This is a genomic window from Pontibacter akesuensis (assembly GCF_001611675.1).
GTDB classification, from domain to species: Bacteria; Bacteroidota; Bacteroidia; order Cytophagales; family Hymenobacteraceae; genus Pontibacter; species Pontibacter akesuensis.
Genome location: NZ_CP014766.1, coordinates 2,943,577 through 2,962,834 on the forward strand (window position 1 = coordinate 2,943,577; position 19,258 = coordinate 2,962,834).

Below are 19,258 nucleotides of genomic sequence, written 5' to 3' on the forward strand. Positions count from 1 at the left end.
AGGGGCAAACATTGGGGGAGCAAAGAATGTTCAATAGGGACAAGAATTTGCATAAACCCAAAGGCCAGAGGCTTTTTAACCCGTAGGTAGAAGTATGAAGACACTATTTTTGATAGCATTTGCAAGTATAATGAGCCTGATGGGCTGCGCACAGCAGGAAACGGCCACGGATGCCGCGACCTCTACTGCGCTGGCCGGAGATGAGCCTTTAGACGACGGAACAGTATTAGAACTCAATGACCAGACGTTGCAGGACACGGTGGTGAAGACCGAGGAAGAGTGGCGACAGGTACTCACGCAAGAACAGTATTACGTACTGCGCGAGGAAGGCACCGAGCGTCCTTTCGACAACAAGTATAACAGCAACGAAAGAAAAGGTGTCTACGGCTGTGCCGCCTGTGGCAACCCGATGTTCACATCCGAAACTAAGTTTGAGTCGGGCACCGGCTGGCCAAGCTTTTACGCGCCCATCTCTGAAAAAAGAGTGAAAGAAGTGGAGGATGTAGCCCTTGGCATGGTGCGTACCGAAGTAGAGTGCGCCCGTTGCGGCTCGCATATCGGGCATGTTTTCCCGGATGGCCCGGAGCCGACAGGCCTGCGCTATTGCCTGAACTCTGCCGCGCTTAGCTTTAAGGCCAAATAAATAAGGCAAAGGAGCAGAAATAGCATGCGTAATCTGGTTAGCAGCTTTAACTATTAAAAGCAGGCTGCCGTACGTTATGTTTAAACCAAAAAGAATAAAACCATGGTAGAGCTACATTCAGAAGCAGATAATATAGAAAACACCGCACAATGCATTATAGAGGCTTTCAAACAGTTTGAGGTCCGCGAGGGAAGCACACTACATTACCAGCAGTTGTATCCCTACTTGCAGGAGCGCTACCCGCACTACAAAGACGTGCAGAAGGAGGCGGAGCATCACCTGTCAAAAGAAGGCTACGTTAACCCAGCCCCGGATGGACTGATGCTCACGCAGGTGGGCCACCAGCATGTATGGGGTAACCAGTAAGCCCTGACGCTAGCACCGGATATTTTGCGAGACGCAGGTTACTGCGTCTCTTTTTTTGTGCTTCTCACCTCCTCAACTAAATATGTTGTGCTACTTAGAACAAGGTTCGGGAGGAACAGGAAGTATAGCGCGCCGCCATTTTGAATTGTACCCGTATACTATAGTATAAGCCTTAAAGCTAAGGCAATGTACAAGTTAGAAATTTGATAAGATGAAGAAGTTTAAATATATTTTGATGGCGGAGATGGTGGCCCTGCTGGCACTGCTGGGTGCCTGTACTTCGCTGTCGGAGGGGCAGGCAAATATGCCGCCGCCGGCACGGGTAAACGAGCGGGTAACGCTCCATACCAACCACACCGAGACCCTGCGCGACCGTATGGGTGAGCAGTCCAGCGAGATAAACCGTAAGCGAAACATAGAGCAGTTCGACCGCAACAAGCCAGCCATGACACCGAATGCCCTGCGCCCACGGCAGTTGCCTTACGCTCCGATAGACTCGACCAGGCATAACATCTATTGGCCAATTTACCCGTTTGTTCAGCCCCTGCCTACAAGGCAGTAAAAAGCACGAAGGCCAGCGCTATACTTTAGCGCTGGCCTTCGTGTATAAATTAGAAGCAGTTATTTATCCTCCTTCTTCTTTTTGCCCTTGCTCACATTTATAGCTTTCTCCTCGTCGCTCAGGTGCAGTTCATCCGGCTCCAGGTTCACGTACACCTCGTTTTCTGGAGGTGTGTTTTCAGATTCACGGCCCGTTCCGCGCTGCGAAGGGTTGTCCGATACTTTCTTCTTGCTGTCCTGGTTGCCAAGGCTGTCACCGTCGCGCTTGGTGGTTCTTGCGCCATCTTTGTTTTTCATAGGAAGTATAGTTTAGTTAACGGGTGTTGAGCAAAGCAGCACAAGTATAAACGGCTGCTTTACCAAGTTTGTGCACCATCTTACGCAAAACGTAAGTATGCAGCTATACTTCCTCTTACGGGATTAGCGGCACTTAGCGGCACTTTCCGCGGGGTATTTGTATATTTGTTTTTTTTAAGACGAGACATGACGACAACACCAAAACGCTATACTGTTACGGCAGCGCTACCCTATGCCAACGGCCCGGTTCATATCGGTCACTTGGCGGGGGTATACTTGCCAGCCGATATATACGTGCGCTACCTGCGCCTGCAAAACCGCGATGTAAAATTTATCTGCGGCTCCGATGAGCATGGGGTGCCGATCACCATACGCGCCAAGAAAGAGGGCATTACGCCGCAGCAGGCCGTTGATAAGTACCATGAGCTGATCAAGCAGTCGTTCGCCGATTTCAACGTTTCGTTTGATATCTACGACCGCACATCCTCTAAAATACACGCCGAAACAGCCGGTGATTTCTTTAAGAAGCTGTACAGCGAGGGCAAGTTCATCGAGCAGACCACGCAGCAGTACTTCGATGAGCAGGCACAGCAGTTCCTGGCCGATCGCTACATTGTGGGCACCTGCCCGAAGTGCGGCAACGAGAATGCCTACGGCGACCAGTGTGAGAACTGCGGCACTTCCCTGAACGCAACAGACCTGATCAACCCAAAGAGCACCCTGAGCGGCGCCGTGCCGGTTATGCGCGAAACGAAGCACTGGTACCTGCCCCTGAACGAGTATGAGCCCTGGTTGCGCGAGTGGATTGTGGAAGGCCACAAAGCCGACTGGAAATCGAACGTGTACGGCCAGTGCAAAAGCTGGATAGACCAGGGCCTGCAGCCGCGCGCCGTAACCCGCGACCTGGACTGGGGCGTTCCGGTGCCTGTTGAAGGCGCAGAGGGCAAGGTGCTCTACGTTTGGTTCGATGCCCCGATCGGGTACATCTCGGCCACCAAAGCGCTGACGGACGATTGGGAGAAGTACTGGAAAGACGAGGAAACAAAGCTGGTGCATTTCATTGGCAAAGACAACATCGTGTTCCACTGCATCATTTTCCCAAGTATGCTGAAGGCGCACAGCGACTATATTCTGCCGGACAACGTGCCTGCCAACGAGTTCCTCAACCTGGAAGGCGACAAGATCTCCACGTCCCGCAACTGGGCCGTGTGGCTGCACGAGTACCTGCAGGAGTTCCCGGGCAAAGCCGACGTGCTCCGCTACTCCCTGGCTGCCAACATGCCGGAAACAAAAGACAATGACTTCACCTGGAGAGATTACCAGGCCCGCAACAACAACGAGCTGCTGGCCATACTTGGTAACTTCATCAACCGGGCGGTGGTGCTTACCCAAAAGTATTATGAGGGCGCTGTTCCCTCCCGCGGGGAGCTAATGGATTACGACAAAGAGGTGCTGGGGGTGCTGGAAGGCATGCCGCTGGTGATCGGTACGTATGTGGAGCGCTACCGCTTCCGCGATGCGCTGGGCGAGCTGATGAACCTGGCCCGCTTAGGCAACAAGTATCTGGCCGATACCGAGCCTTGGAAGCTGATTAAGACAGATGCAGAGCGCGTGAAAACCATCATGAACATTGCATTGCAGATTTCCGGAAGCCTGGCTATACTTATGGAGCCGTTCCTGCCGGAGTCTGCAGGTAAGCTGCGCGACATGCTGAGTATGAGCCCGGGCATGTGGGCTGATGCCGGCGCTGCAGAACTGCTGCCTGCCGGCCATGTGATCGGCACACCAGCGCTGCTGTTCGAGCGCGTGGAGGATGCTGCCGTGGATGCGCAGGTGCAGAAGCTGCTGGATACCAAGAAAGCAAACGAGGCCGCCAATGCCGTGGTAGCACCCGCTAAAGACGACATCACGTTTGATGATTTCACCAAGCTGGATATAAGAGTGGGCACCATCCTTGAAGCCGAGAAAGTTGCCAAAACCAAGAAGCTGCTGAAGCTGAAGATTGATACCGGGATCGATCAGCGCACTGTTGTGAGCGGTATTGCCGAGTTCTTCAATCCGGAGGAAATCATTGGGCAGCAGGTGAGCATACTTGTTAACCTGGCCCCGCGCGATATCAAAGGCATCACCAGCCAGGGCATGATCCTGATGGCCGAGAACGCCGATGGTTCATTAGCCTTCGTGCAGCCAAGCAAAGAAGTAAAGAACGGCGGCACGGTTTCGTAAGGAAAAGCGCTGCCTGTTAGTTTAAAGTGTTCAAAAGCCTCACCCGCCACTTAGGCGGGTGAGGCTTTTTGGTGTCGTGGTTTTAATAAAGGAGGAGTTTAAGGAAGTATAAATTATCAGTTTTAGGTAAATTCTCCAAGTAGAGGAATAGTCCGTAGATGCACCTACACCCCTGTAGTCCCCTCAAGGGGACAGTTCCCGCTGTTGCATGGCGATGGCAGTTGTGAATTGAACTGATTCCAGTCCTTGGGTGGGGGTAGGGCCCCGCTCACATAGGGCCCCTACCCCAGCCGTGAGCGCTCCAAAGCTAAAAGTGAAACATGAGGTGTTTGGGAGCTGGAGGATGGACAGTGGCTAGGAAAGATAGCCTAGTCAGATTTGCAGTAAGCAGTGGCTATGGAAGTATGGCTGAAGCAGTTTAAGGCACAAGCCGACGCTTACGCCAGAAAGTGTGACAAGTATAACCACTATGCAAGTATGGCTTTGCAAGCCAGTGAAGTTACAAACTCGGCATCATCAAAAGACGCAAGTTTGAAAACTTTCGCCAGAGTAAGTATTGAAGGTGAATTCCCTTCTCGGAGGGGCAGGGGTGGGTTAACTCCTACAGGAAAAACCCTTAGCCCCTGTCAAAAAACAGCCAGGCAACCAGGTAGCTGGCCAGCACGAGCGCAAAACCCACGGCAAACACCGTGTAGGAAAGCTTCAGCAGCCGGTACTTTCTTGATAACACCTTTCCCTGGAGGTAAATATTGTCGGCCATACTGTTGTAAAGCAGGTTGTGGTCGCGCATGATGTTTCGGATGCCCTCACGGTAGGTATCAGAGTTCAGCTGCACAAAGTCTCCGAAGAAAAGGAAGTCTATTTTGTCCTCAGGGCGGGTGGTATTTTTGATATTAGGGCGCGTGGAAAGCAGCGCGCAGATAACAGTTACCACGCACACAATCGTCAGCAGGATAGACGGCACAATCAGGTGCGGCACGCCCTCAAACTCACTGAAAAAGGAGGAAATCATAATAGAGGCGATGATGGCGTTTACCGAGATCATCATGTTGGCTTTGCTGTCGGCGATAACGCTTAGCTGCAGGTGGCTTGCCATGGTGGTTCGGAACATGGTTTCGATGCCCTTGCTTACCTTCTGCTCCTTCTCCTTCTTCAGGTCCTTTTTCAGGTCCACGTTCTCCTCCCAAAGCGCCTCCAGTTCTACGTTGTCCTTTTTCAGGTCCTTTCGCTTTTGCTTCAGTAGGTTCAGGTTGGCTTCCTTGCCGTTCGAGAAAGCGCGTTTGGCATATTTGGTAAAGTAGTAGTGCTTCTTCAGCAATGCCCGCTGTCGGTCAATCCAGTCGAACTGCCCTATTTTGGTGGGCGCAACATCCTTTGCTCTCTTCTCGGCCTGCTCCAGGTAATCGTCGGAAGCAAAAAAGCTTGATACAGCGTCACAGAGCGCCTCCTCCAGCGCATCCTTTGGTTGCTGCGGGTACTGTGTCGCAGCGATGCTCTGCTTTATTTTAGTTATCTCAGGCTTTGACAGGCCGCTGCTCTCTAAAAACTCCGTCACGGGCAGAATCTTGCTGTCGTCCAGCAATTCTCCAGACTCGCCGTAGCACAGGTCGTGGAGCCAGGCCGCCAGCAGCAGGATGCGCATGTCGTCCTCATTGAAATCGCAGAACCGGCCGATTACCTCAGCCACGGCCACCAGCGTGCGCGTGTGCTCCAGATCAAATCCGGCAGTCTCACTAACGCCGTCCATAGGTAACTGGCGCTCTACGTAAACGTGCGCCCTTTGCAGTATATCATCTTCCATCATGGCTAACCAGGCTTAAACTTTCCGAAGATCGCTCTCTTGAACATTCCAGTCATTATTAAGAATTGGTTTATGCCCCAAAGAATGAACTGATGCATGAAAATAATGTATAAAACAATAAATTCCTACTATATTTATAGTATTGAACAGGTTGTAAGGAGGCGAAAGTGTCAGGTTTTTAGGTACTTGTGGGGATTATAGGGTAAACGGAGGTATTGAAGGTGTGGGGGCCGCCCTATCGGAGCTAAAAAATATTGCCCTTCTAGCTGTTTTTCAAATTCAGGGCAACTTGCCAATTGCGGCCCAGGCATTACCAGGCAAAGCTCAAAACCTGCTAAAACAATGTATAACACCAGATTATTCGTTTTTTTTCCGTTACCGTAAATGTAAAAGATAACGTATTGCTATTGAATTAATTTAAATATTTCGTCTTAAGCTCATATCATGAGTCATCACCGACAGCTTGCAGCCATCATGTTCACCGATATTGAGGGGTACAGTGCTACCATGCAGTACAGTGAACAGCAGGCTATATTTCTGAAGAACCGGCACCGCGAAGTGCTGCAACAAGAGCATGAGCGGTACAATGGGCGCATCGTGCAGTATTATGGCGACGGCACTCTCAGTATTTTCCAGAGTGCCGTGGAGGCGGTGGAGTGCGCGCTAGCCATGCAGCTCGCTTTCCGGCAGGAGCCCCATGTACCTGTGCGGATGGGCCTGCATATGGGCGATGTGATCTTTGACGACGACCAGCTGTTCGGGGATGGCGTTAACCTGGCCTCCCGCATCGAGACGCTTGGCGTGGCTGGCAGCGTGCTCATTTCTGATAAGATCAACGATGAGATACTGAATCATCCTGAATTTAAGACAAGATCGGTTGGAACCTACCAATTCAAGAACATTGAGCGGAAGGTGGAGGTATTTGCGCTGGACCATGAGGGGCTGGTGAAGCCGGAGCCCAATACACTGCACGGAAAAACGGCGGAACCAAAGAAGAAGGGGTTACGGACTTCTAAAAAAGTACCTTCCAAAAGTATAGCCGTGCTGCCCCTTGTCAACATGAGCAACGATCCGGAGCAGCAGTACTTCGGCGACGGCGTGGCAGAGGAAATCATCAACTCCCTGTCTAGCCTGAAGGACCTGAAGGTGGCTGGGCGCACCTCTTCGTTTAAGTTTGACAGGAAAAATGTGGACCTGCGTGAGGTAGGGGAGAAACTGGGCGTGAGCACCGTGCTGGAGGGCAGCGTGCGCAAGCAGGGCAACCGCCTGCGCATTACGGTGCAGCTGATAAAGGTGGATGATGGCTTCCACATCTGGTCGCAGCGGTACGATAGAAGCATGGATGATATTTTTGCCATTCAGGATGAGATTGCGCTGGCCATTACCGAGAAAATGAAGGTGACGCTGTTGGAAAAGGGGCGCAGCAAAATCAGCAAGAACACCACCCAAAACACAGAAGCGTACGAGCTGTACCTGAAAGGCCGCTTTTATGTGAACAGGCGCGGTGCCTCCATCCTCACCGGCATCGACTACTTTCAGAAGGCCATTGAGCTGGACCCGAACTTTGCCCTGGCGCACACCGGCTACGCAGATGCGAACCTGATGGCCGGCCTCTACGGCTTGCTGCCCCCCAGGAAAGTGATGCTAAAGGCAAAAAACTCGGCTGAGAAGGCGCTGCAGCTTGACCCGACGCTGTGTGAGCCTTATTGCTCGCTGGGGCTATACCACTGCTATGAGTGGAACAAGAAGGAAGCGGAGAAGTATTTCCGAAAATCGCTGGAGATTAACCCGCGGTATGCGCAGACGCATGTGTGGTACGGCCTTAACTACCTGACCTGGATGAAAGGTGATTTCGCGAAGGCAGAAGAGCACGGTAGAATCGCCATCAAACTGGAGCCGCTCAGCGCCATCTGCTTTGGGATTTACGCCCAGATATTGCACGCGGGTGGCAAGTATAAGGAAGCCTTGGCCGCCTGCGAAACGGGCTTGGAACTGGATTCAGGGTCGTTCCTGTGCCACCTGTACCTAGCCTACTCCTACCTTTTCCTGGGCAGGCTCGAGGAGGCACACACGGTATTGGAGCGGCTGATGAAGTTCTCTAACAAGCATAGCCTGGTGCAGGGCGCGCTGATCATGACGCTGTGCAAAATGGAGAAGTATGACGAGGCAAAAGCGCTGCTCAACGACCTGAAGGAAAGGGCGAAGCGGGAGTTTATCATCTGTACCGTTATCGGGGTGGCCGCCGGCTGGCTGAGCCAGGATCTGGACGATGCCTTCTATTACTTTGAGAAAGGCTACGAGGAGCACGACCCGCTGCTGCTTTCGCTAAAGCACGAAAGCTGGGTGGCACCCGCAGTCCGCAACGACCCCCGCTACCAAAAACTGCTTGACAAAATGAGCACCCCGAACAAACTGACAGTGTAGTAGGCATATGCCAGTTGAAAGTACAGGCGTTAAGCTGCTTTATACTTCCGCGGGCAGTTGGCACTGTTTTCTTGTTCTAATGCAGCGGCAAGTTTCCAGCCTGTACTTCAACTTTAAGCAGCCGCTACGGTAACTTTTTGCATTCGCTCCCGCTCCATGTGCTGCACCACGAAATAAATGCCTACCGCCGTAACAGCCGACAAGCCGCCAGTGCACCACCAGAGCGTGTTAAAACCATACTTGGCGGCCAGGGTGGTGCCTAAGTAAGGGGCAATTACATGGGCAGCGGCATACGAGATGGTATACAAACCCATGTACGCGCCGCGATTAGTAGGGCCGGAGCGTTCTGCGGTGATGGTGGCCATAAAGGGCATGGCCAGAATTTCGGCTATGCTTAGCAGCAGCATGGCTGCGTACAGCACGCTTAGGTGCTGTGTCAGGTTGAGCAGAACAAAGGAGAGGCCCAGCACCAGCGTACCGCCCACAATCAGCAACGACTTCCGCGCGCGCTCGCCCAGCAGGTAAACCACAATCATCTCCAGCAGAAACACGATCAAACCGTTCAGGGCCAGCAAACCACCGATCTTACTTTCGGGCAGTGCATATACCTGGCGATAGTATAGGGGCAACGTGGAAATAAGCTGAAAAAACATCACGGCAAAAAAGCAGCAAAACACAGCGAACAACAGAAAGTAGCCGTCGCGGTACGGAGATCGCGCGTTGGCTGGCGGCGCGGCATCCGTCGTTTCTTGCTGCTGGTGCCCCTGCTTGTTGCGAAAGTAGAAAAAGAAGAACAGCCCCGCCATGATACAGGTAGTGCCATCAGCAATAAAAAGCCATTGGTAGGAAACAGCGGCCAGCAAGCCACCAAGCGCCGGGCCAATGGAGAAGCCCAGGTTAATGGCCATGCGGTTAAGGGAGAAGGCACGCGTCACGTTTTCGGGGCGGGCGTAAGAGGCGATGGAGGAGGAGTTGGCCGGGCGAAGCGTGTCATTCACCAGGCTAAGTATAAACACGCCGGCTGCCAGCGCCTCAAAACTCCGCAGGCTCAGCAGCACAAAGTATAAACTGCCGCCTATCGTCAGGCTAAAGAACTGCACCTTGAAGTGCCCCACCTTATCGGTCAGCCAGCCGCCCAGAAAAGAGCCGCAAACGGAGCCAAGGCCATAGGTGCTAAGGATGATCCCGGCATCGCGTAAAGTATAACCCAGCACCTCCGTCAAGTACACGCCCAGAAACGGCGTTACCATGGCCCCGCTGCGGTTTATCAGCATCACCAGCGACATCATCCAGGCAGGGCGGGAGAGGCCTCCAAAGGCGTTGCGGTAGAGCAGCAGTACTTTTTTCATAGCCGTGGCAGGTGCGTTGTGGCAAATGTAAGTTTTTGGCCTGAAAATTTAGCGCTGACTATCAAAAAGCCTCACCCATTTATACTTGGGTGAGGCTTTATAGTGGATTGGAACGAACATAGCGTCGCCGGCACTACTTCGTGTTAAACTGGTTCATGGTGCGCTCCAGGCCAATGGTTCCGAAGGCGATGGCTGATTCGGCGGCCTTCTCAATCAGCGTCTGCAGTTCGGCCTGCTCGTCGGCGCTGAACTTGCTGAGCACGTAGTCTACCTGCTTGCCCTTGGAGTAGTCGTCGCCCACACCGAAGCGCAGGCGCGGGTAGTTTCCGTGGCCCAGCGTTTGCTCAATGTGTTTGAGTCCATTGTGTCCACCCGGGCTGCCTTTGGCGCGTATGCGCAGCTTGCCAAACGGAATGGAGATGTCGTCGGTGATCACCATCATCTGCTCGGGCGGCAGTTTCAGGCTGTTGAGGTAGTGCCCCACGGCTTTGCCGCTCAGGTTCATGTAAGTTGTCGGCTTTACCAGCACATAGGTGCGGCCTTTCGTTTTGATCTCTGTCACAAAAGAATGGCGGCTCACCTCAAAATTGCCCTCGTACTTTTTAGCCAGGTAATCCAACACCATAAAACCGATGTTGTGTCGGGTTTCAGCATATTCCGGGCCAATGTTTCCGAGACCCACGATCAGGTATTTCATACTTGTATCTTCATCAGGAGCGGCTTCAGGCGATAGCCCCAGCCACTGTTTTATACTTTTGAATGAGATGTTAGACATAAGACGCTAGATGTAAGACTTTCAGTGAAAGCAGGAATACGGTTTAAATACGTCGGCAACCACAAATACGGATGGTTAGAGGCCTCCATATGTAAAATCCTTGTGTCTTACGCTTTTCTACAGCATTCGTAGTTAAAAAAAATCCTGCCCCGCTTGGAAGCAGGGCAGGATTTGAATGTATTCCGAGCCTTGGCTCAAATTACTTTTTGCCACGAGACTCTTCAGCCTGTGCGCTCTTAAGAGCACGCGGAATAGTTACTGTAGCGATTGGAGCGCTTGGGTTAGTCAGGATTTCGTAGTTATCAGGTGTGATCTTCGAAACCTTGATAGACTTGCCAAGCTCCAGACCAGAGATGTCTACCATCACGTAGTCAGGTAGGTTAGCAGGAAGCGCCTTCAACTTGATCGTGCGCAGCTTAGTTACCAACTTACCACCAGCCATTACACCAGGAGAGTTGCCAACGTACTTAACAGGCACGTCTACTTTTACCACCTTGTTATCGTTCAGCTCCAAGAAGTCAACGTGCAGCAGCATGTCGTTTACCGGGTGGAACTGAGAGGCCTGCAATACAGCTCTGTAGTGTGTGCCTTCGATGTTCAGGTCTACCTCGTGTACTTCTGGCGTGTAGATAAGCTCACGGAAAAGGATAGCAGGGGCATAGAAATGAACTTGCTCCTGGCCACCGTAAAGTACGCCCGGTACAAAAGACTCATTACGCAGTTCTTTCGACTGCTGCTTGCCGAGATTTGCTCTTTTAAACCCTATAATCTCTAACGTTTTCATAAAAATGTTTTGTTAAAATATATATCGCTACAAAAGTATAGCCGTTTTCGTTGATCGTTAGTCGTCTATCGTTGTTCGTCATTCACCAGGCGAATAACGGGCAACGGAAAACGAATAACTAAATAAAAAGTGAGCTGATCGATTCGTGTGTGACCACGTTGTTGATCGCCCGGGCAAAAAGGTCTGCAAAAGACAGCACCTTGATTTTAGAACTCTCATGCTTCAGCGGTATCGTGTCAGACACCACCAGTTCTTCCAGCACAGAGTTCTCGATGCGCTCGTAAGCCGGCCCCGAAAGCACTGGGTGCGTGGCAATGGCGCGAACTGTTTTCGCTCCTTTTGCTTTCAGCAGTTCAGCGGCTTTGGTAATGGTACCGGCGGTATCCACCATGTCATCCACCAACACCACGTCCATTCCTTCCACATCACCGATCACCTGCATGGATGCGATCTCGTTGGCGCGTTTACGGTGTTTGTCGCAAACAACCATTTCGGCGCCAAAGTTCTTGGCAAACGCCCTTGTCCGAACCACACCGCCTACATCTGGCGATGCGAAGATCAGATCGGCGCCCAGTTCCAGCTTGCGCAGGTAAGGGACAAAGATGGCGGAGCCATCCAGGTGGTCCACCGGGATATCAAAGAATCCCTGTATCTGTCCGGCATGCAGGTCGCAGGTCATCAGGCGGTCTGCGCCGCAAGACTGTATGGCGTTGGCCACCACCTTGGAGCCAATGGCCACGCGAGGCTTGTCTTTGCGGTCTTGGCGGGCATAGCCGTAGTACGGCATCACCACGATCACTTTGTGGGCCGATGCGCGCTTGGCTGCATCCACCAGCAGCATCAGTTCCATCAGGTTATCAGCCGGCGGAAACGTAGACAAAACGATGAACACCTCTGCGCCACGCACTGACTCATTGTAGTGCACACCAATCTCGCCGTCGCTAAAGCGGGAGATGGTCAGGTCGCCGAGGTTAGTGCCATAAGCGGCAGCTATTTTCTCGGCCAGGTAACGGGATGCTGAACCAGAGAATATTTTAACGTGTGGCATAATGGTGCTAAAAAACTAACGTGTTTGGGTTGTAGGTTTTTTGATTATGCCAGCAAAGCTACCAAAATTACTGATGGCAGGCATCAAATATTTCTGATTTTTAATTAGTTACGTTCCCCTGAAAGCAAAAAAGAACAACACTTAAAGCAAGTGTTGTTCTTTTTCCTGTGTTGTCCGACCAGGGCTCGAACCTGGACTCTTCTGAACCAAAATCAGACGTGTTGCCGGTTACACCATCGGACAAGTTACCTCCCAGCTAAGGGTGGAAGCCCCGTCGCTGTTTGGTGATGCAAAGATAGAGAGACGATTTTAAACTGCAAACATTTGCTGCAAAATATTTCAGAAAATTTTAGTCTAAAATCTGCTCCAGCGCCGTGTCATAGTGCTTTTTGGCTACGGTAATGCCACCAAAAAGCTCACCGTCGATATGGCAGTCGTGGGCTGTTACGGTTCCTAATTTCGTGAAATTCACGCCTTTATTTTGCAGTGCCTGCTCAAACGCCTGCTGTTTCTCCGGGTTAACCGAAACTACCACGCGGCTCTGGCTCTCGCCGAATAAATAAGCGTCTTTTCTGAAATCTTTATTTGTCTCGATGTCGAAGCCCAGCTCCTTCGGCATAGCAGACTCCAGTAGCGCAATGTATAAACCACCGTCTGCCACGTCGTGCGCCGACTGGATAAGCTTCTGCTCGATTACTTCCTTCACGGCCGCCTGCAGCTTCAGTTCCTCGTCCAGGTTGAAGTATGGGGCAGGGGAGAGCTTCACTTTATGATAGGAGTACACATACTCAGAAGAGGCAATGTCATTCTGCGCATCGCCCAGCATATAGATAGCGTCGCCTGCGTTCTGGAAGGCCAGTGTCATCTTGTTGGCCTTGTTCTCCAGGATGCCCAACATACCGATGGTAGGCGTAGGGAACACCGGACCCTCATCAGACGATTGATTGTAGAAACTCACGTTGCCACCCGTTACCGGTGTGCCAAGCGCCTCACAGGCCGTGCTCATGCCTTTGATGGCACCCACGAAGTGCCAGTACACTTCCGGCACGTAGGGGTTGCCAAAGTTCAGGCAGTTGGTGATGGCCACCGGCTCTGCCCCGGAGCACACAATATTGCGGGCTGCCTCGGCTACGGCAATGGATGTTCCCACTTCCGGATCAGCGTACACGTAGCGGCTGTTGCAGTCTACAGTTACAGCAATTGACTTATCTGTGCCTTTTACTTTAACAATCGCTGCGTCAGATGGCGAATTAGTCGTCATGGTGGCGGTGCCTACCATGGAGTCGTACTGGCGGTACACCCAGCGCTTAGAGGCGATGTTCGGGTGCGTAGTCAGGAAGCCGGCCACAGCCTGATAATCCTCTGGCTCCTGCACCTGGTCTATGTTGAATTTCTTGGCTTCCTGGAAATAGGCAGGTTCGCGGTACTCACGGTGGTACACCGGCGCGCCGCCACCCAATACGAGGTCTTCGGCAGGTACTTCGGCTGCCAGTTCACCGTGCATGTAGTAGCGCAGTGTGCCGCCTTCGGTTACCACCCCAATCTGCTCGCAATACAGGTCCCACTTATCGCAGATGGCGTTGATCGTCTCCTCCGAGCCCTTCTTCATCACGATCAGCATACGCTCTTGGCTCTCTGACAGCAAAATCTCAAACGGCACCATGTTCTTCTGGCGCATCGGCACTTTTTCGAGCCAGATGTCCATGCCGTGCTCGCCTTTGGCGCTCATTTCCGAGGTGGAGCAGGTAATACCGGCAGCACCCATGTCCTGCATGCCAATTACCTCACCCGACTGTATGATCTCCAGCGTCGCCTCCAGCAGTAGCTTTTCCTGGAAAGGATCTCCTACCTGAACTGATGGCAAGTCGTTAGCCGAGTCTTCGGTAATGTCTTTAGAGGCGAAAGCCGCGCCGCCCATACCGTCTTTGCCGGTGGCAGAGCCCACAATGAATACCGGGTTGCCTACGCCGTAAGAAGTGGCAGAGGCTGTTTCGCCCACTTTCACGATACCTGCCGAGAAGGCGTTTACCAGTGGGTTAATGTTGTAGCACTCGTCAAAGAACAATTCGCCACCCACGGTAGGTATACCAAAGGCATTGCCGTAGTCGCCGATGCCTTTCACCACACCGCGCAACAGGCGCTGCGTTTTCTCTGATTTCGGGTTGCCGAAGCGAAGCGAGTTCAGCTGCGCAATCGGGCGGGCACCCATCGTGAAAATATCTCTGTTGATACCGCCCACGCCTGTAGCTGCGCCCTGATAAGGCTCAATGGCGGATGGGTGGTTGTGTGATTCAATCTTGAAGCTGCAGGCGTAGCCGTCGCCGATATCCACTAGTCCGGCGTTCTCCTCGCCGGCCTTGGCCAGCATGCGCGGAGAGTCTTTCGGTAGTTTCTTGAGCCAGACAATGGAGTTTTTGTATGAGCAGTGCTCCGACCACATCACCGAAAATATACTTAGCTCAGTGAAGTTAGGCGTGCGGCCCAGAATCTCCTTTATGCGCTCATATTCCTCTTCCAGAAGGCCAAGCTTCTGTGCTGTTTCTACTGTTGTGAGTTGTTGTTCCACGTTTTGTCTGGCTTATGTAACGGATTAACAAAAGTAGGAAACTATACTTTAACACCACAGCAGAACATGCGGCTTTTTGCAAACCCGCCCTGAGGGAGGGTGAATTTTAAGAGTGTTTTGTATTAAAGAGGTATGATTTTGCAACCTCTCCGGATCGCGAAAAATACTTAGTTTTTTCTATGTTGAATCTGTCACCCGCCGGAAGTTTATGCGTACAAAAAATTCGCCGTACATCTTACCGTATTCCAACCTATGACAGTAACGAATCCCGACCTGATTGTGACAACCTGTGGCCGCGCCCTCGACCTAAGCAACACCGAACTGGTTATAGAGCGGTCCAACAGCCTTTTCAGCTACAACATACACAAGCTAAAGTCGGGGGAGTATGTGATTGCTGAGAAGTTTTACGCCAACCCCTTCAACAACCGCTACATTCTGCTGAACGACGACCAGATAGAGCTGCTGAAAAACCTGTAAGTAAGTGTTATCCTGCAATTGTATTGGTTGCTAGTGTGTTATGTTGTACCTTGATGCCTTGTGCTGCTTATACCGGGTATAAGCAGCACGTCATACTTCAACCAAATAAGGCAGAAAGACTGCTGCGGTGCCTGCACAACGAAATATAGCATCACTTGTTCAGGCAAAAGAGTGGCCCCTCTGCTTTGTCAAATCCGGAAGGCCTACGCTTTTTTAGTTTTAAGCTGGTATACTATAAGGAAAAGAGCTGAAACTTTTTGGGGTCCTTGCATGGATTTCAGAGTTTTATCCATTAGTTTTGCAGCCTGAAATAACACCGTACACTAGTTAATCCATATAATAAAGTCAAATGGCGAATATTGGCAGAATTACCCAGGTTATCGGTCCAGTTGTGGACGTTAGCTTTGTTGGGGAAAACAATAAGCTACCAAATATTTTGGATGCCCTTCAGGTGACGAAAGACAACGGCCAGATTATCGTGCTGGAAGTGCAGAACCACCTTGGTGAGGATCGTGTTCGTACCATCGCGATGGACTCGACAGAAGGTCTTTCCCGTGGCATTGAAGTGACCGATTTGGGCGGCCCAATCAAAATGCCGACAGGCGAAAGCATCAAAGGCCGTCTTTTCAACGTGATCGGCGAAGCCATTGACGGTATCCCTCAGCCTATCAGCACGGGTGGTCTGCCAATTCACAGAGCCGCTCCGCGCTTCGAAGACCTGGCTACCTCTTCCGAAATCCTTTACACAGGTATCAAAGTAATCGACCTGATCGAGCCTTATGCAAAAGGTGGTAAGATCGGATTGTTCGGTGGTGCCGGTGTGGGTAAAACGGTATTGATTCAGGAACTGATCAACAACATCGCGAAGGCACACGGTGGTCTTTCTGTATTTGCCGGTGTAGGTGAGCGTACGCGTGAGGGTAACGACTTACTTCGTGAAATGATTGAGGCAGGTATCGTGCGTTACGGCGCCGAATTCCTGGAGTCGCTGGAGCACGGCGGCTGGGACCTTTCTAAAGTAGACTTAGAGGAACTGAAGGAGTCTAAGGCTACCTTCGTGTTCGGACAGATGAACGAGCCTCCTGGGGCGCGTGCACGTGTGGCCCTTTCTGGACTTACGATGGCGGAGTACTACCGCGATGGTGAGCCGGGTTCAAGCGATGCCGGTCGTGACATCCTGTTCTTCGTAGATAACATTTTCCGTTTCACTCAGGCGGGTTCAGAAGTGTCAGCACTTCTTGGTCGTATGCCATCAGCAGTAGGTTACCAGCCAACGCTGGCCACTGAAATGGGTGCCATGCAAGAGCGTATCACGTCTACTAAGCGTGGTTCCATTACATCGGTACAGGCCGTTTACGTACCTGCGGATGACTTGACTGACCCGGCCCCGGCAACAACGTTTGCCCACCTGGACGCAACAACCGTACTTTCCCGTAAGATCTCCGAGCTTGGTATTTACCCTGCCGTGGATCCACTGGATTCTACATCGCGTATCCTGACGCCGGATGTAGTAGGTGCAGAGCACTACGATACCGCGCAGCGCGTGAAAGAGATTCTGCAGCGTTACAAGGAACTTCAGGATATCATCGCCATCCTTGGTATGGACGAACTTTCTGACGAGGATAAATTGGTTGTACACAGAGCGCGCCGTGTGCAGCGTTTCCTGTCGCAGCCGTTCCACGTGGCAGAGCAGTTCACAGGCCTGAAGGGTGTGTTGGTTGATATCAAAGACACCATCCGTGGCTTTAACGAGATTATGGACGGCAAGCATGACCACCTTCCTGAATCAGCCTTCAACCTGGTAGGAACTATTGAAGACGCTGTTGCCAAAGGTGAGAAAATGATGGCCGAAGCAAAATAATTTGAATTAGTTACGAGTTACGAATTCCGGGTTACGAGTTAGCTTACTGCTACTTTTAACTCGGAACTCGGAACTCAAGACTCATAACTAATAAAGATGTATTTAGAGATAATCACACCTGATAAAAAGGTATACGCCGGCGAGGTAGTGTCTGCCAAGTTCCCGGGAGCCAATGGCTCTTTCGAGGTGCTGGACCTGCACGCTCCCCTTATCAGTACGCTGGAGAAAGGAAGCATCCGTATCACTACCAACACAGGGCAAGAGTTCTTTACGGTAGACGGTGGTGTGGTAGAAGTGCTAAACAACAAGATCATCGTACTCGCTGAATCTGTGATAGCGTAACCTTCGCTTCTAAACAAGTATAAAACAACGCCTCCTGTTCTTCGTGAGCAGGAGGCGTTGTTGTTTTTGAAGATTGTCTAGCAACAGCAGGGGCAGCACAAGCAAGGGTTGGAGCAAGTGTGGATGCTTCTTAAACCTGATAATAAATTATTGCTGCTGATTGATTCCGGCTCCTCCTAAAATCTCCAGTTCCTGCCCCTTCTCCGGCATGCCAGCAAGCAAGGGCATAGCTTGGGCAATAAGCTCTCTCACGCCTGCCACTGCTAACGAATTGTCGTGGTCTTCTTTGCTGTCCCATACTTCCGTTACCCAAACCGCGTCAGGCGTGTTTTTATCCTTGCTGACCAAGTATAAATGACATCCTTTGGCTGTAGAAACAAGTTTCGAGGCTTTCAGTAGAATGGCAGCTAGTTTGTCTCCGTTACCAGCTGTTGCGCTTAGTTTGCCGTGTAGGCCGTACTTTTTCATGTCAAGAGTTGTGCTGTTGAAGGCAGTGTTGATTACACAAAATCTTTAAAGCCAATTAATCTTTGTTTAAAACATTGCTGCATCAAATCTTTCAGATAGCAGACTGTCAAGTTGCTTGATGTCCGACATCAAGTCCATATGGAGTTGCATGAATGACGGTTCAGACTTGTTTTTCTGCAACCACGTATTCAACTCGACCATTTTAAAGTAAAATGATTTGGATTGCAGCGTAAGCTGTAGTAGCGCTAGCTTTTCCTCAATAGCGGCTTTCTTTTGTTTTACCGCATGAATGGTTTCAACAGCCGAATCAAACTCTATTTCCCTTTGCTCGACGGACTTTAAAAGACCGCACTTGTAAAGCCCGCATTGTTTAGGTCTTTGAGAGTAAATGCCACACCCATCACAGTAGTTAATGCAAGGTTGAAGGAAAAAACCATCACCATTTGCCTCCTCAATCGCCAACACGTCTCTCAATGCAGGCAGTTCTTCCCGTTCGAGCTGTACAAAACCGATCAGGGTACCGTCACAACACAACCCACAAGCCAAACAGATATTCCCCGGATCATGCATGTATTTCTTAATTTATATATTTCTTTGGCGTACTCTTCAAAAGTACATACTTCAATTGGCGCTAACGTCTCTGCTATAAGGTGGCGCAGCTACCTTATAGCTTTTGTTGTGTGGTCGACTTTCTTTTTTAGTCTATTGGTATCCATTTTCCTTTTCTGAAAAATACATTATAAAATTCTGGCGAACTGAATACCAAATAAAAACTCCAGGCACTTCTGTATGTTGTCGGATTACTTGTCATGATATGGTGTGTCGGTTTATCCATTTGGATAATCAGTCTGTCCGAGCGGTAGTTTCCAGGGTCGGTCGTTTTGATCGTTCCACGATAAGTATTCAATATTTTCTCTTTGTCCGTGACGTGAAAAAAGATTGAGTCTTGGTCAGTTATTTCAAAACGAAAATGATTGTATTGCCAATCTGTTTGTCTTCCCTTGAAGTAGTCTCTGTTTACCACATATTCTCCGTAGTAATCGTCTTTTTCTAATTCTGTTTTTGAAGTCAACCAACGTAAAATGCCTGACAACAAGACTAGTCCAAAAACCCCGAGCCAAATAATTCCAAGTATTTTTCCTATTAAGAGCTTTCTCGATAAGAGCCAAGCAATCAAAAGTATTCCTGTGGATGGGACAAGAATCAAAATGAAGAATAAGTTAAACCCAAATCCCATTTTTATTGCTTGGTTGTTCTTTTAGCTGCCGTA

18 protein-coding genes and 1 tRNA gene are annotated in these 19,258 nt (G+C 50.8%); 8 read left to right on the forward strand and 11 right to left on the reverse strand.

The annotated features are described in order from the left end of the window. Positions 1-94 precede the first annotated feature (94 nt). From msrB to A0W33_RS12590, 3 genes are all read left to right on the forward strand, one after another. Positions 95-643 (forward strand): peptide-methionine (R)-S-oxide reductase MsrB, encoded by a 549-nt coding sequence (gene msrB / locus A0W33_RS12580; RefSeq protein ID WP_229802174.1) that lies wholly within the window; start codon positions 95-97, stop codon positions 641-643. A gap of 102 nt (positions 644-745) precedes the next feature. Beyond that, positions 746-1,009, forward strand: coding sequence for a hypothetical protein (locus A0W33_RS12585; protein ID WP_229802176.1), 264 nt, complete (start codon positions 746-748; stop codon positions 1,007-1,009). Positions 1,010-1,220: 211 nt separating this feature from the next. Then, on the forward strand, positions 1,221-1,571 hold the full coding sequence (locus A0W33_RS12590; RefSeq protein ID WP_068838457.1) for a hypothetical protein: 351 nt from the start codon (positions 1,221-1,223) through the stop codon (positions 1,569-1,571). 59 nt (positions 1,572-1,630) lie between these two features. On the opposite strand, the gene A0W33_RS12595 is transcribed toward A0W33_RS12590, so the two are convergent. Next, positions 1,631-1,867, reverse strand: coding sequence for a hypothetical protein (locus tag A0W33_RS12595; RefSeq protein WP_068838458.1), 237 nt, complete (start codon positions 1,865-1,867; stop codon positions 1,631-1,633). A 186-nt stretch (positions 1,868-2,053) separates the two neighbouring features. Here A0W33_RS12595 and metG point away from each other — a divergent pair, with 186 nt between their 5' ends. Beyond that, positions 2,054-4,093, forward strand: a complete 2,040-nt coding sequence (gene metG, locus A0W33_RS12600; RefSeq protein ID WP_068838459.1) for a methionine--tRNA ligase — start codon at positions 2,054-2,056, stop codon at positions 4,091-4,093. A gap of 616 nt (positions 4,094-4,709) precedes the next feature. Here metG and A0W33_RS12605 read toward each other — a convergent pair. Beyond that, complete coding sequence (locus A0W33_RS12605; protein ID WP_068838460.1) at positions 4,710-5,897, reverse strand: Pycsar system effector family protein; 1,188 nt, start codon at positions 5,895-5,897, stop codon at positions 4,710-4,712. A 441-nt stretch (positions 5,898-6,338) separates the two neighbouring features. Here A0W33_RS12605 and A0W33_RS12610 point away from each other — a divergent pair, with 441 nt between their 5' ends. Continuing rightward, positions 6,339-8,318 (forward strand): adenylate/guanylate cyclase domain-containing protein, encoded by a 1,980-nt coding sequence (locus tag A0W33_RS12610; RefSeq protein ID WP_082815223.1) that lies wholly within the window; start codon positions 6,339-6,341, stop codon positions 8,316-8,318. A 113-nt stretch (positions 8,319-8,431) separates the two neighbouring features. Here the strand turns inward: A0W33_RS12610 and A0W33_RS12615 are convergent, their stop codons facing one another. The 6 genes from A0W33_RS12615 to purL all read right to left on the reverse strand — a co-directional run bounded on the left by A0W33_RS12615 (position 8,432) and on the right by purL (position 14,840). Beyond that, complete coding sequence (locus tag A0W33_RS12615) at positions 8,432-9,667, reverse strand: MFS transporter (RefSeq protein WP_068838462.1); 1,236 nt, start codon at positions 9,665-9,667, stop codon at positions 8,432-8,434. Positions 9,668-9,800: 133 nt separating this feature from the next. Continuing rightward, complete coding sequence (pth, locus tag A0W33_RS12620) at positions 9,801-10,364, reverse strand: aminoacyl-tRNA hydrolase (protein ID WP_068840112.1); 564 nt, start codon at positions 10,362-10,364, stop codon at positions 9,801-9,803. 277 nt (positions 10,365-10,641) lie between these two features. After that, positions 10,642-11,226, reverse strand: a complete 585-nt coding sequence (locus A0W33_RS12625; RefSeq protein ID WP_068838463.1) for a 50S ribosomal protein L25/general stress protein Ctc — start codon at positions 11,224-11,226, stop codon at positions 10,642-10,644. A 118-nt stretch (positions 11,227-11,344) separates the two neighbouring features. Further along, complete coding sequence (locus tag A0W33_RS12630) at positions 11,345-12,274, reverse strand: ribose-phosphate pyrophosphokinase (protein WP_068838464.1); 930 nt, start codon at positions 12,272-12,274, stop codon at positions 11,345-11,347. 170 nt (positions 12,275-12,444) lie between these two features. Then, a tRNA-Gln gene (locus A0W33_RS12635) sits at positions 12,445-12,517 on the reverse strand. A gap of 106 nt (positions 12,518-12,623) precedes the next feature. Next, positions 12,624-14,840, reverse strand: coding sequence for a phosphoribosylformylglycinamidine synthase subunit PurL (purL, locus tag A0W33_RS12640; RefSeq protein ID WP_068838465.1), 2,217 nt, complete (start codon positions 14,838-14,840; stop codon positions 12,624-12,626). 252 nt (positions 14,841-15,092) lie between these two features. Here purL and A0W33_RS12645 point away from each other — a divergent pair, with 252 nt between their 5' ends. From A0W33_RS12645 to atpC, 3 genes are all read left to right on the forward strand, one after another. Then, entirely contained in the window at positions 15,093-15,317 is a 225-nt protein-coding gene (locus tag A0W33_RS12645) for a hypothetical protein (RefSeq protein WP_068838466.1), read from the forward strand. 349 nt (positions 15,318-15,666) lie between these two features. Beyond that, a complete protein-coding gene (atpD, locus tag A0W33_RS12650; RefSeq protein WP_068838467.1) occupies positions 15,667-17,178 on the forward strand; it encodes a F0F1 ATP synthase subunit beta in 1,512 nt (503 codons plus the stop codon). Between the two features lie 96 nt (positions 17,179-17,274). Continuing rightward, complete coding sequence (gene atpC, locus A0W33_RS12655) at positions 17,275-17,520, forward strand: ATP synthase F1 subunit epsilon (protein ID WP_068838468.1); 246 nt, start codon at positions 17,275-17,277, stop codon at positions 17,518-17,520. 147 nt (positions 17,521-17,667) lie between these two features. Here the strand turns inward: atpC and A0W33_RS12660 are convergent, their stop codons facing one another. The 3 genes from A0W33_RS12660 to A0W33_RS12670 all read right to left on the reverse strand — a co-directional run bounded on the left by A0W33_RS12660 (position 17,668) and on the right by A0W33_RS12670 (position 19,225). Next, positions 17,668-17,988, reverse strand: a complete 321-nt coding sequence (locus A0W33_RS12660; protein ID WP_068838469.1) for a putative quinol monooxygenase — start codon at positions 17,986-17,988, stop codon at positions 17,668-17,670. A gap of 66 nt (positions 17,989-18,054) precedes the next feature. Then, complete coding sequence (locus A0W33_RS12665) at positions 18,055-18,558, reverse strand: YkgJ family cysteine cluster protein (protein ID WP_068838471.1); 504 nt, start codon at positions 18,556-18,558, stop codon at positions 18,055-18,057. 127 nt (positions 18,559-18,685) lie between these two features. Further along, on the reverse strand, positions 18,686-19,225 hold the full coding sequence (locus A0W33_RS12670) for a hypothetical protein (RefSeq protein WP_068838473.1): 540 nt from the start codon (positions 19,223-19,225) through the stop codon (positions 18,686-18,688). Positions 19,226-19,258 lie beyond the last annotated feature (33 nt).

What these genes read in the sequence shown, in the direction of transcription:
- A0W33_RS12660 (WP_068838469.1), bottom strand. Translation starts at nt 17,988, where the DNA reads ATGAAAAAGTACGGCCTACACGGCAAACTAAGCGCAACAGCTGGTAAC.
- A0W33_RS12645 (WP_068838466.1), top strand. Translation starts at nt 15,093, where the DNA reads ATGACAGTAACGAATCCCGACCTGATTGTGACAACCTGTGGCCGCGCC.
- atpC (WP_068838468.1), top strand. Translation starts at nt 17,275, where the DNA reads ATGTATTTAGAGATAATCACACCTGATAAAAAGGTATACGCCGGCGAG.
- A0W33_RS12630 (WP_068838464.1), bottom strand. Translation starts at nt 12,274, where the DNA reads ATGCCACACGTTAAAATATTCTCTGGTTCAGCATCCCGTTACCTGGCC.
- A0W33_RS12665 (WP_068838471.1), bottom strand. Translation starts at nt 18,558, where the DNA reads ATGCATGATCCGGGGAATATCTGTTTGGCTTGTGGGTTGTGTTGTGAC.
- A0W33_RS12670 (WP_068838473.1), bottom strand. Translation starts at nt 19,225, where the DNA reads ATGGGATTTGGGTTTAACTTATTCTTCATTTTGATTCTTGTCCCATCC.
- A0W33_RS12590 (WP_068838457.1), top strand. Translation starts at nt 1,221, where the DNA reads ATGAAGAAGTTTAAATATATTTTGATGGCGGAGATGGTGGCCCTGCTG.
- A0W33_RS12585 (WP_229802176.1), top strand. Translation starts at nt 746, where the DNA reads ATGGTAGAGCTACATTCAGAAGCAGATAATATAGAAAACACCGCACAA.
- A0W33_RS12595 (WP_068838458.1), bottom strand. Translation starts at nt 1,867, where the DNA reads ATGAAAAACAAAGATGGCGCAAGAACCACCAAGCGCGACGGTGACAGC.
- A0W33_RS12610 (WP_082815223.1), top strand. Translation starts at nt 6,339, where the DNA reads ATGAGTCATCACCGACAGCTTGCAGCCATCATGTTCACCGATATTGAG.
- A0W33_RS12615 (WP_068838462.1), bottom strand. Translation starts at nt 9,667, where the DNA reads ATGAAAAAAGTACTGCTGCTCTACCGCAACGCCTTTGGAGGCCTCTCC.
- metG (WP_068838459.1), top strand. Translation starts at nt 2,054, where the DNA reads ATGACGACAACACCAAAACGCTATACTGTTACGGCAGCGCTACCCTAT.
- msrB (WP_229802174.1), top strand. Translation starts at nt 95, where the DNA reads ATGAAGACACTATTTTTGATAGCATTTGCAAGTATAATGAGCCTGATG.
- A0W33_RS12625 (WP_068838463.1), bottom strand. Translation starts at nt 11,226, where the DNA reads ATGAAAACGTTAGAGATTATAGGGTTTAAAAGAGCAAATCTCGGCAAG.
- A0W33_RS12605 (WP_068838460.1), bottom strand. Translation starts at nt 5,897, where the DNA reads ATGATGGAAGATGATATACTGCAAAGGGCGCACGTTTACGTAGAGCGC.
- atpD (WP_068838467.1), top strand. Translation starts at nt 15,667, where the DNA reads ATGGCGAATATTGGCAGAATTACCCAGGTTATCGGTCCAGTTGTGGAC.
- pth (WP_068840112.1), bottom strand. Translation starts at nt 10,364, where the DNA reads ATGAAATACCTGATCGTGGGTCTCGGAAACATTGGCCCGGAATATGCT.